Raw genomic sequence first — 11,757 nt, forward strand, 5'->3', positions numbered from 1 at the left:
AAACATTGAAAAGCAGGAGAAATCCGGTAGGTATTTAAGAACATAATTATTGCGTGTGTCGAAGTTGACTACTAAATGACACTGTTAGTCGAAAGAATGAAAATGAAAAATGGGAAAATGTTGGTTTGTATCGTGCAGTGGTACAGGTTGTTATTTTCGTCCATCCCATTCGTTAAAAAACTCATCAAGAAAGTTTTCCATAATACGGTGGCGGTGTATTGCCATATCTGAACCGCTTTTGGTTTGCATTCTGTCTTTTAGCAGAAGTAATTTTTAAAATGTGGACGTTTTCATCTTCCGAAAGTCGTAGCGTATCCAACCAATTTTTTACCTGGTTGCCGGCAGGGGCCATTTTCCAGTCATCTAAATCATGTAGTAAAGCGGCCATTTCCACGATAAATTCTTCGGCATTTTCTCTTTTGGCCAGTTTCAGCGCCAAATTCCGTACGCGATGAATGTGCCACCAATCGTGCCCCGAACTGTCGCCGGTGAAGCGCGCCCGGATAAAATCTTCAGTCTGCCTGATGATCTGTTTTTTATCGTGGTAATTCATTACATCAACGATTATAAGAAATTCGGATTGTATTCATTGGGAAAATACATATTATTGCCGATCATTTGACCTAAATGTTTGAAAAATACTGAAGTTATTGATATTTAGACAAATATCATATATTTGTGCCGTTGCAATTTATAATTCGTTCAAATAAACGTGAACTGCTTTTCAATGAACAATTTACACCTAAAGTAAAACGAAATCGGGGATGTGTGGCACGAAAAATCGTGGAACGGAAATTGTTGCGTATGTAGAAATACTATTTTTGGGGTTGGGGAAGAAAGCATGAGAAAACTTAATAAACTAACTATTCCGGAAATGCTTCGGAGTAGTTTTTCCGAATTTAAAGATAAGGAATCGCTGGTGTTTGCCGGTGAAGAACACCGCACATATGCCGAGCTTGAAACTGAAGTTAGGAAAGTTGCCGGACTGCTACGGCAATTGGGGCTAAAAGAAGGCGACAAAATTGGGATATTGAGTAGTAATATGCCTAATTGGGGAATCGCATTTTTTGCTGTTTCGATGATTGGTGCCGTTGCTGTACCCGTATTACCCGATTTTTCGCCAGATGAAATTGGAAATATTTGCAAGCATTCGGAAACACGTGCAATGTTTGTTTCCGGGAATTTATATAATAAGGTAGAAGAGTCTGAAGCTATTGAACTCTCCTCGGTCATCCTGATGGAAACATTTGCTGTCATCCCGAAAGGCACATCCGGAGAGCAGATTTTTAGTTTGCCATCGACTTTATCTGACGAATATTATTTGACTGATTCTGCAGCTGTTGAGGAAGACGCATTGGCGTCAATTATTTACACATCAGGAACAACTGGAAAATCAAAAGGTGTCATGCTGACACATCGCAATCTGGTTTGGAACGCCCGTCAGAGTTATAGCATTCAGCGGGTATTGACGACCGATCGGTTTCTGTCCATATTGCCTTTATCGCATACATTTGAGAACACACTTGGGTTGTTGTTGCCGATTATGTACGGAGCCTCGGTGCATTATTTGAAAAAGCCGCCTACAGCAAGAGTATTGCTACCAGCCCTTCAGGAAGTAAAACCAACATTGATGCTCTCTGTACCGCTGATTATTGAGAAGATATACAAACAACAAATATTACCGAAGTTTCGAAAGAATGGTTTCATTCGGACATTGTATCGCATTCCGGTCATCCGGAAAAAATTAAACGCGATTGCCGGGAAGAAGCTGATGGAAACATTTGGTGGAGAATTGGTATTTTTCGGTATTGGGGGCGCTAAACTCGACAGGCAGGTTGAAATTTTTCTGCGCGAAGCAAAGTTTCCGTACGCAATCGGCTATGGCTTAACTGAAACGTCCCCATTGCTGGCTGGAACCGGCGCAAGTGGTACGCGATTACAGGGAATCGGACCCGTGCTCGAAGGAGTAAAATTGAAACTGGAAAATCCGGATCCCAAAACCGGAGAAGGCGAAATCCTGGCCAAAGGCCCGAATGTGATGAAAGGGTATTTCAAAGAGCCGGAACTGACGCGCGAAGTGCTGAGCGAAGATGGCTGGTTTAGGACCGGTGATTTAGGTATATTCGATCGGAATGGGAACCTGTACATGAAGGGACGAATTAAAAATATGATTTTGGGAGCTTCCGGCGAGAATATTTATCCGGAAGAGATTGAGTCGGTCATTAATAACTTTCGGAATGTGGTTGAATCGCTGGTTGTTCAACGAAAGGGAAAATTAGTCGCCCTGGTTCATCTGAACATTGAGGAGATTGAAGAGAAGTACCAAATGATGCGCGATCAGGCCGAGAAGTATGTCGACGAAAAGGTGGATGAAACCTTGAAGGAACTGCAGGCATATGTCAATTCCCGTGTAAGCAAATTTTCACAGGTTCAACTGGTCTTGGTCCATCCGGCACCCTTCGAGCGTACGCCAACGCAAAAAATCAAGCGCTTTCTTTATTCCTGATAAAGAAACTTGTACGACGAAAAAAGTGGGAAGCTTTTGTTCTCCCCACTTTTAAAATCTTCTAATAATTTCTATATTTTTGCCAGGCTCGCAAGAAACGCTCTTACCGTTTTAACCGATTCGAGATTGTAGGTAGCGCTGGTGTGTTTTAATCCAACTTTGATAGTTATAGCATCGCGCGGAAGTTCCCGGAACATGTATTCATCAGTCCAGTCGTCTCCCATGGCCAATACATAATCATAATTCTTATTGTGAAGGAAATCGAGTGCAGCCACTCCCTTATTGATACCACCGTTTTTCACTTCGATCACTTTGTTCCCTTCCATGATTTCGAGATTGTGATTCGAAACCAGGTTGGTCAGCTCGTCTTTTAGTTCGTTGGCACGCAACTCACCTTGTTCCTGTTCAGCTTTGCGATAATGCCATACGAGGGAATAATTTTTCTCTTCGATGAATGAGCCGGGTGTCCTGTCAACAAAGTTTTCCAATATCGGGCGGACCATATCCATCCACGAGTTACTGATGTTGGTCAGCGTTTCCCATGTACCGCCGAAATTTTTTACCCAAACGCCATGCTCACAGATGAGATTGACTTTGTGTCCATCCATCCATTTCTCCAGCGTCGCACGATCGCGGCCGCTGATTAGGGTGACGTCGTTGTGTTCATCTTTTTCCAACTGCTTGAGCAATTTGTGCAGTTCTTCATCGGGTGAAGCATCCTGCGGATTTTTCCGGAAACTGGTCAGGGTGCCATCGTAGTCGAGGAAGATGGCCCGATTCTGTGCTTTCGCATAATCGGCAACCAGCTGTTCCTGGATTTTTGGATTAATTCGTTTTGCCAAAAAGTCGGATTGAATGTCCCTGGCAATGTTCAGCGATTTTACGAATTCATGGGCCCATTTGAAAATATCGTATCGTTTTATGCGATCCTGCAGGTAGCTCATTCGCTCGCGCTGCTCGTCCAGCGGCATGGTGAGGGCCTGGTAAATGCTTTCGGCCATATCGTTCTCGTCGTTCGGGTTAATAATGATGGCTTCGCCCATCTCTTTGGCAACGCCGGCCATTTCACTAAGAATGATAACGCCGCTCTTGTTGGTCCGGGAGGCTACATATTCCTTCGCCACCAGGTTCATGCCATCGCGAACCGGAGTAATCAGCGCCACATCGCAGGAGCTGTAAAGTTCGATAAGGTTCTCAAATGGCAGCGAGCGATAGAAATACCAAACAGGTGTATAGTTGATACTCCCGTAAAGTCCGTTGATACTACCAACCAATTCGTCCACCTCTTTCTTCAGCTGCTGGTAATGATCAACCTGTCCGCGGGAAGGGACGGCCAACATGACCAGCGTTACTTTGTAACGAAATTCCGTATATTTTTCCAGAAAACGGGCAAACGCTTTCAACCGGTTGGGGATTCCTTTGGTGTAATCGAGGCGGTCGATGGAAAGAATCAAACGACGGTCAGGCGAGGTGAGAAAATACTTTTCAAGTTCCTGATGCAATCTCGATTTCTCCTGTAATGGCTTTTGGTGCGTGGCCAATGCCGCGTCGTGGAATTTGTCGTAATCGATTCCCATCGGAAAAGCATCGGCGAGGATAATCCGATCTTCGACGTGAATTTGGTTGAACGATATTTCGTACCCAAACAGCCGGCGCACCGTACTGAAAAAGTGTCGTTCGTAATCATACACATGAAAACCGACCAAATCGGCTCCCAGCATTCCCTTGACGAGCTCTTTACGCCATGGAAGCGTCCTGAAAACCTCGAATGAAGGGAAAGGAATGTGGAGGAAAAAGCCAATCGTCACGTTGGGCTTCTTCGATTTAATCATTTCGGGTACCAGTAGCAATTGATAGTCGTGTACCCAAACAGAATCGCCGTCCTCTATAATCGAAATGGTGGCATCAGCCATTTTTTGGTTGACAGCTTTATAAGCTTCCCAGGTTTCAGCATTAAAGTCGGCAAACTGTGTGAAGTAGTGAAAGAGGGGCCAAATGGTCCGGTTGCTAAAGCCTTCGTAATAAAGATTGATCTCTTCGTGGCTTAAATGTACCGGGACACAATTTTCTTTTTTCAGTAAGGCATCAATTTGTTCAAGTTCCTTTGTTGAGTGGTCTTCTTTGGCCACTCCGGGCCAACCAATCCATGAGCCATGGTAATCTTTGTAAATTGATTTCATCCCGGTGGCCAGTCCTCCAACGCTCGGTTTCAGAGAAAAACCGTTTTCCGTATCTTTGATGCTGTACGGTAGCCGGTTGGAAACAATATGAATTTTGCTCATATAATTAGGGTATTTTTTTTGGATTTTTACTGATAATAGCCCTTTTTTGGCGATTAAACAAATTTGGCAGAAATAAAAACGGAAGAATGGATAACTTGAATTATGGAATAGTAGGGAACTGCAAAAGCGCGGCATTGGTATCCAAAGATGGCTCACTCGATTGGTTATGTCTGCCCAAATTTGATTCATCGTCAGTCTTTGGACGCTTGTTGGATGATGAAAAGGGGGGACACATGGCCATCCTGCCTGAGAAATTAAGCGAATCGAAACAATTTTACCTCCCGAGGACCAATATCCTTTGTACCCGGTTTGAGTGTGAAGACGGTATTTTCGAGGTGCATGACTTTATGCCACGATATGAGAATCAGAAGGAGAAATATTATTCTCCGCCCGATATCATTCGCTACTTCAGGCACATTACCGGCAATCCCTCCTTCCGTATTGTTTACGATCCGCGGCTCGAATATGCCGAATTTGAAACGAAGACAGTCGTCAACGAGCATTATGTAAAATCCAATACCAACAAAGGCCCTTACGATTCGCTTTATATGTACACCAGTTTCGACAAGCAGAAGCTGGTAGCTGGTGAAGTGCTTCACCTTCCGGAAGATCAGTTCATCTTGGTAAGTTACAACCAGAAGCTGTTGAAACAGGATGTGAAAAGGGCTTACCTGAAGTTGATGCGGACGCAGGTCTACTGGTTGAACTGGTCGGAGCGGACCACGCGGTTCAAGGAATACAATGATGAGATTAACCGGAGCGCACTTACGCTGAAGCTGCTCAGTTACGAGAAAACCGGTGCCGTGCTGGCCGCATTAACCACTTCGTTACCGGAAACAATTGGGGAAGAGCGAAACTGGGATTACCGTTTCTGTTGGATTCGCGATGCATCCATGGTGGTTCGTATTATGACGGGACTTGGCCACCTGAGCCTGACGAAGCATTACCTTGACTTCATTATCAGTTTGCTGCCCGAAAAAGATGAGCGCATTCAAATCATGTATGGTATCAACGGTGAAAAGAAACTCTCGGAGAAGGTTTTGAAGCACCTGAAAGGATACGAAGGTTCATGCCCGGTGCGAATCGGAAATGCGGCGTACAAGCAGAAGCAGAACGATATTTACGGTATTTTAGTCGATGTGGTTTACCAGCAATTCAAACTTTTCCCGGCCAGTTTGGAATACAGCGAAGAGTTGTGGACGCTGGTTCGGAATGTCGTAAAAATGGTAGAACGCAACTGGCAGAAACCCGACAAGGGAATATGGGAGTTCCGCAACGAGAGCAGACATTTCACCTTTAGTAAAGTGCTTTGTTGGGTGGCTATCGATCGTGCAGTGAAAATTGGTAATTTGCTCAAGCAGGAAGAGCTTTTCACGGACTGGGAACGGCTGAGAGACCGCATTCGCGATAGTATTTTAAAAAATGCATGGTCGGAAGAGAAACAGTCGTTTACGCAGTCATATGGAAGTGAGGATTTGGATGCATCGGTACTTTTGATGGAATCATACGGATTTGTTCAGGCTTCCGATCCACGGTTTAAAAGTACGGTACTTGCCGTACAACGAGAGTTGGAGTACAACGGATTGATGTATCGTTATAAAAATGCGGATGATTTTGGCGAACCGCAGTCGGCATTTACTATCTGCTCATTCTGGTTGGTAAACAGTCTTTACAAGTCGGGCTACAAAGAAGAAGCACGCGAAAGGTTTAATCAGCTGTTGTTGTATTCCAATCATTTAGGACTTTTTAGCGAAGATCTGGATTTTAAAACAAAACGGATGTTGGGAAATTTTCCGCAGGCTTATTCCCACATGGCCATGATTGAATCGGCCATAACAATTTCGGAAGGTGAACTAAGTATGGAAGAGATTATCCGGGAAGCCATAAAATAAAGGTATACAAAGCATATATCTTTATAGAAAAAACCGGGTCCTGGACCCTCTACAGGAAAAGAACCCGGTTTCTGGTTGAAAACCTCTGATATCCGGTTTTATGGTTAAAATAGTAAAAGGATCAAACGCAATAGAGACGGACTAGTCTAATATTGATTCGTCCGGCTGGAACAGCAGCACTGACGGCGTATCTGGTGCCTTATTTTTTTACCCGGGCTTCCTTTTAATATGCAAACCACTTAGTCTTCGATGATGACAATCTTTTCGATTTCATCGCCGGGGCGAATTTCGTCAATAACATCCAGGCCTTCGTAAACTTTACCAAAACAGGTACGTTTACGATCAAGGTGAGCTGTGTTTTGCCGATTGTGGCAAATGAAGAACTGCGAACCTCCGGTGTCGCGGCCAGCGTGGGCCATCGATAGCACACCGCGATCATGATATTGATTGTTGCCATCCAGTTCGCATTTGATTTTGTAACCCGGGCCACCGGTCCCATCGCCTTTAGGGCAACCACCCTGAATGACGAAATCCGGAATTACACGGTGAAAAGTCAACCCGTCGTAAAATCCCTCTTTCGATAACTTCATGAAGTTTTCTACGGTATTCGGGGCATCCTCTTCGTAAAAGTTCACTTTCATTACCCCTTTCGCGGTATGAATCTCAGCACGTTTTGTCATAATCTTTTAATTTTTGTCCACAAAAATACAATCTTTTTTATTCACTTGTCAGCAGGGGACGGAAGACCGTTGAGCTGCTTCATGTTGTAATGCACTATTCAATGCGCAGGTTATATTTTCCAAGTAAGCCGGCAAGTCCGGAATGAGAGAATTTTGCCTGTTTCATTTTATTTCGTTCCGGATCGATGGTATAATGGTGAGCGTTCCGGAAATCAGCATGGGTCAGATCCGTAAAATCAAAAATCGCGTTGGTTAAATTACATTCCCGGAAGGAAGCGTTTGTTAAATCGCTTTCCGAAAAATTGGCTTCAACGAGCGAACACTCTTCAAACGTCGTCTCTTTGAGTTTCATGTGGTAAAGGCCGGCATAATCGAGCCGGCATTTTAAAAATTTTACGTAAAGAAGAAAAGGATTGCAGGTATTGAAATCAATGCCGATTAGTTTGCAATTTTTAAAGGAAACATTTTTCAGGCCGGTATTGGTTAATTTGACCAGGCCCAGATTACAGTTTTCAAATATGCAGTCATTGAAATCACTATTTGAAAGATTGGCTTCGGAAAGATTACAGTTCCTGAAAGTACAATCGTAATACTCTTCCCCGCCGATGGTCTGCCGGCTGTAATCGATACCGTCAAACACTTGATTGTCATGCTCCGCTTCTTTCATTTCTGCAGGATTTAAAATCACCTGAAGGTACAACAAATCCAGTATGAGGCGTTGAATTACCTGCGAAAAAAGAGTTGCAATTTCCTATCCGTGAAGGGAGATACTCACCAGCCGCTCCCGGTCGGTGATATCGATTTCTTTCCCAAAAATCCGAATAATCTTGTCCTTTTTAAACTCTGAGAGGGTGCGAATCACATTCTCGGTCGTCATGCCAATGTATTCAGCAATCTCCTTGCGGGAAATGGGTAATTCGAAATCATCACGATTGTAAACCTTGTCTGCAAAGAATAGTAATACGTAAGCGACACGCCCGTGAAGATGTTTTTGTTTGATCTCCAGGTTGTCCAGGATAATTCGGTCAGTTGCTTCGCTGACGCGTGTCATTAAATCGAGGGTAAAAACACCATTTTCGCGGGCGATTTCCTTCACCTGCCCCAGATCCAGTTCGCAAGTTGTCGAATCTTCGATGGCTGTAACTGTGTAATGGAAGCTGTCTGAAGAGAAAACACTCAGCAGGCTGACAAAATCAAACGGCTTGGCAAAGCTGATAATCTGTTCTTTATCATCACCGGTTGTTCTTGAAAGCTTAACCAGGCCTTCTTTCAGATAAAGAAAGTTTTTGATGGGATCTCCCTCTCGAAGAATCACATCGCCTTTTTCATAGTTGTGCTCTACTTTCTGAGTGCAGATTGAACGAATCTCATTTTTTGAGATATGCCTGAAGAACAGGGTTCTTAGGTGGCATCGTTCACAGGTGCATTCAAAGGTGTCCATATCTATATCCCCTGGTTATTTAGGAGTGTAAGGTATTAAAAAGATATGATAAATATTAGCTGATGATAATTGTCACACGACATTTTTCTGATCGCATGTTGAGGGGAAGTATTTTTATCTCTGAGATTTTTAATGATGTTCTAAATCCAGTAACGATGAAACGCATATTAATATTAGGAGCGGGTACTGCTGGCACGATGATGGCCAATAAGTTGAGAAAAGTCCTTGACAGGGATGAGTGGGAGATTACCATCGTTGATAAGCACCGTACTCACTATTACCAACCAGGTTTTTTGTTTATTCCTTTCGGGATATACAATAAGCAGGATGTAATCAAACCCAAAGCCGATTTTATTCCGACGGGCGTAAAAGTGGTTTTTTCGGAAGTTGACCGCATCGAGGCCGAAGAAAGCAAGGTTTGCCTGGCAGACGGAAGCGTTTTATTGTATGACTACCTGATTATTGCAACCGGTACGGAAACCCGTCCTGACGAAACTCCTGGCTTGACTGGTAAATTGTGGGGTAAAGAAATTTTCGATTTCTATACCGTTGATGGTGCTGTTGAATTGCAAAAATTCTTCAAACAGTGGGAAGGCGGCAAATTGGTATTGGCTATTACAGAACTGCCTTATAAATGTCCGGTTGCGCCAATCGAGTTTGTCTGTTTGGCTGATGCATACTTCACGGAAAAGGGAATTCGCGATAAGGTTGATATAACCTTCGTTACTCCGCTGGCAGGAGCATTTACGAAGCCGATTGCCACTAAGATGCTGAGCGAATTATTGGCAGAAAAGAATATCAAGGTTGTTCCGGATTTTTATCTGGAGAAAGTCGATAACGAGAAGAAAGCCATTGTTTCATACGACGAGCAGGAGATTCCGTTCGATGTGTTAACCATCGTTCCCATGAACATGGGAAATTCAGTTATCGAGCGAAGCGGACTGGGCGATGATATGAATTATGTGCCTACCGATAAGCATACATTGCGTTCGGAAAAATACGAGAACATATTTGTATTGGGTGATGCAGCCGACCTACCTACATCCAAAGCCGGTAGTGTCGCTCACTTTGCGGCTGACATTCTTTTCGAGAACCTGATGAGCGCAATCGAAGGTCGTCCGCTGATGGCCAAATTCGACGGACACGCCAACTGTTACATCGAAACAGGGTTCGGAAAAGGTGCCCTTATCGATTTCAACTACGATACCGAACCACTTCCGGGTACGTTCCCCTTGCCGGGAATCGGTCCGTTTGGTTTGCTGAAAAATACCAAAATCAATCACTACGGAAAAGTGATGTTCCGCTGGATGTACTGGCATATTCTCCTTCGGGGGAAAGAGTTACCCATCGATCCGTTAATGACGATGGCAGGTAAGAAAATGATAAAATAAGGAGAGGCATGGGTGATAAAGCGCTACAAGTTCAGATTTCGGAACTGAATGCGAAGGTTGATCTGTTGCTGGAGCATGTGAATGAGCAGCGGCTTAAAACCAATCAGATGGAAGATTTGGTATCCGATATTTCCATCGTGGGCAAGGACGTGTACGATACAGCCGTGGTGGAATTGGAAAACCGGCAGGTAGAATTAGATCCAGATCAATTGAAGGGGTTAGTCCTGAGGGTATTGCGAAATATTGGTAATTTCCGGGATTTACTAATCACGTTCGAGAGTATGGCTGATTTGGTCAAGGATGTCACGCCCATCGTGAATGAAACCATCATGGATTTCACGGATAAACTGAATGAGTTTGACCAGAAAGGTTATTTCGAATTTCTACGCGAAAGCGGAAACGTATTGGATAAAATTATTACCAAAGTTTCGGCGGATGATTTGAAGCAGTTGGCGGAGAATATCGATCCGATGCTGGATATGCTGAAAGCGTTGGGACGCCCCGAAGTGATGCAGCGAATGAAGAATGCTACTCAGGCTTTGGCCGAAACCAGTAGACAGAAGGTCCCCGAAGTTTCTGTATTCCGCATGATACGCGAACTAAATAAACCTGAGATGAAAAAGGCACTTGGGTTTATCGTAACACTGATGAATAATTTTTCAACCAACAATCCTAATTAATAAATCAACTTTAAAACGATAGAACAATGGCAGAAAAGAACTATGCAGGCAAGACAGTTGAAGTGACTGACGAAGGCTATTTGACAAATCCGGCTGACTGGACTGAAGAGATGGCAAAAGAGATGGCAAAAGAAGCTGGAATTGAACTGACAGATAAACATTTTGAAGTATTGAATTATCTGCGTAAGCAATTTGAAACCGGGGAAGCGCTGACCATTCGTAAGGTTGGTAAATCAGGTATTGTCGACATTAAGGGGCTTTATCAGCTCTTTCCCGGAGGTCCGTTGAAAATTTCATCGAAACTGGCCGGTATACCGAAACCCACCAGTTGCGTTTAACCAATTAATTCCTTGAATGATGAGTGAACATACAGAAACACCCCTGAAAAAGGTACTGATTATATGTGCTAAAGGAGCATTGGAAGATGTATATGCTGCATTGGTAATGGCCAATGGAGCCGTGATGGAAGGCATTGAAACAAAATTGTTCTTTACTTTCTTCGGCCTTGATGGAATTACCAAAAAGCGAATGAATAAACTGCATACCGCTACATTGGGAAATCCAGCTATGCGGATGCCGGGAGGAATGCAGTTTCCGTCGCTGCTGGGTATCATTCCCGGAGTGGAGAGTGGCGTATCGTCCATGATGCGTAAAGGAATGGATGATCTGGATATGCCCCCGGTGGATGAGTTTTTGGAGATGATTACTGCTGGCGGGGGTGAAGTATTTGCCTGTAAACTGGCTGTTGACATGTTCAAACTCAAGAAGGAAGATTTGAGCGAAGAGGTGAAAGACATCATTACCATCGGCCAGGTCTATGAAATGGCTGGTGGCGAAAATACCCAAATCATCTTTACCTGATTTGGCTTTTGCCTTAATTTAGGC

The 11,757-nt window shown here is 43.8% G+C and carries 11 protein-coding genes; 6 read left to right on the forward strand and 5 right to left on the reverse strand.

Translation table 11 applies throughout. The features are described from left to right. Positions 1-184: 184 nt before the first annotated feature. A complete protein-coding gene (locus GJU82_RS15595; protein WP_228488729.1) occupies positions 185-553 on the reverse strand; it encodes a hypothetical protein in 369 nt (122 codons plus the stop codon). Positions 554-841: 288 nt separating this feature from the next. Between GJU82_RS15595 and GJU82_RS15600 the strand changes: the two genes are divergently transcribed. Continuing rightward, positions 842-2,506 (forward strand): AMP-binding protein, encoded by a 1,665-nt coding sequence (locus GJU82_RS15600; RefSeq protein WP_153632999.1) that lies wholly within the window; start codon positions 842-844, stop codon positions 2,504-2,506. Positions 2,507-2,577: 71 nt separating this feature from the next. Here GJU82_RS15600 and GJU82_RS15605 read toward each other — a convergent pair whose 3' ends face one another. Further along, the gene (locus GJU82_RS15605) at positions 2,578-4,788 is read right to left on the reverse strand and encodes a bifunctional alpha,alpha-trehalose-phosphate synthase (UDP-forming)/trehalose-phosphatase (protein ID WP_153633000.1); all 2,211 of its coding nucleotides are present in this window, start codon (positions 4,786-4,788) and stop codon (positions 2,578-2,580) included. 86 nt (positions 4,789-4,874) lie between these two features. Here GJU82_RS15605 and GJU82_RS15610 point away from each other — a divergent pair, with 86 nt between their 5' ends. After that, entirely contained in the window at positions 4,875-6,680 is a 1,806-nt protein-coding gene (locus tag GJU82_RS15610) for a glycoside hydrolase family 15 protein (protein WP_153633001.1), read from the forward strand. A 239-nt stretch (positions 6,681-6,919) separates the two neighbouring features. Here the strand turns inward: GJU82_RS15610 and GJU82_RS15615 are convergent, their stop codons facing one another. From GJU82_RS15615 to GJU82_RS15625, 3 genes are all read right to left on the reverse strand, one after another. Beyond that, complete coding sequence (locus GJU82_RS15615; protein WP_153633002.1) at positions 6,920-7,360, reverse strand: peptidylprolyl isomerase; 441 nt, start codon at positions 7,358-7,360, stop codon at positions 6,920-6,922. A gap of 94 nt (positions 7,361-7,454) precedes the next feature. After that, positions 7,455-8,027: a pentapeptide repeat-containing protein gene (locus GJU82_RS15620; protein ID WP_153633003.1), complete on the reverse strand. Its 573-nt coding sequence runs from the start codon at positions 8,025-8,027 to the stop codon at positions 7,455-7,457. An 84-nt stretch (positions 8,028-8,111) separates the two neighbouring features. Continuing rightward, positions 8,112-8,801, reverse strand: a complete 690-nt coding sequence (locus tag GJU82_RS15625; protein ID WP_153633004.1) for a Crp/Fnr family transcriptional regulator — start codon at positions 8,799-8,801, stop codon at positions 8,112-8,114. A 155-nt stretch (positions 8,802-8,956) separates the two neighbouring features. Here GJU82_RS15625 and GJU82_RS15630 point away from each other — a divergent pair, with 155 nt between their 5' ends. From GJU82_RS15630 to GJU82_RS15645, 4 genes are read left to right on the forward strand one after another with little or no spacing between them, the layout of a single operon-like run. Beyond that, a complete protein-coding gene (locus GJU82_RS15630) occupies positions 8,957-10,192 on the forward strand; it encodes an NAD(P)/FAD-dependent oxidoreductase (RefSeq protein WP_153633005.1) in 1,236 nt (411 codons plus the stop codon). Positions 10,193-10,200: 8 nt separating this feature from the next. Further along, positions 10,201-10,872, forward strand: coding sequence for a hypothetical protein (locus tag GJU82_RS15635; protein ID WP_153633006.1), 672 nt, complete (start codon positions 10,201-10,203; stop codon positions 10,870-10,872). Positions 10,873-10,898: 26 nt separating this feature from the next. Next, complete coding sequence (locus GJU82_RS15640; RefSeq protein WP_153633007.1) at positions 10,899-11,210, forward strand: TusE/DsrC/DsvC family sulfur relay protein; 312 nt, start codon at positions 10,899-10,901, stop codon at positions 11,208-11,210. Positions 11,211-11,229: 19 nt separating this feature from the next. After that, a complete protein-coding gene (locus tag GJU82_RS15645; protein ID WP_153633008.1) occupies positions 11,230-11,733 on the forward strand; it encodes a DsrE/DsrF/DrsH-like family protein in 504 nt (167 codons plus the stop codon). Positions 11,734-11,757: the final 24 nt, after the last annotated feature.

The sequence above is a fragment of the Prolixibacter sp. SD074 genome (genome assembly GCF_009617895.1).
Lineage (GTDB): Bacteria > Bacteroidota > Bacteroidia > Bacteroidales > Prolixibacteraceae > Prolixibacter.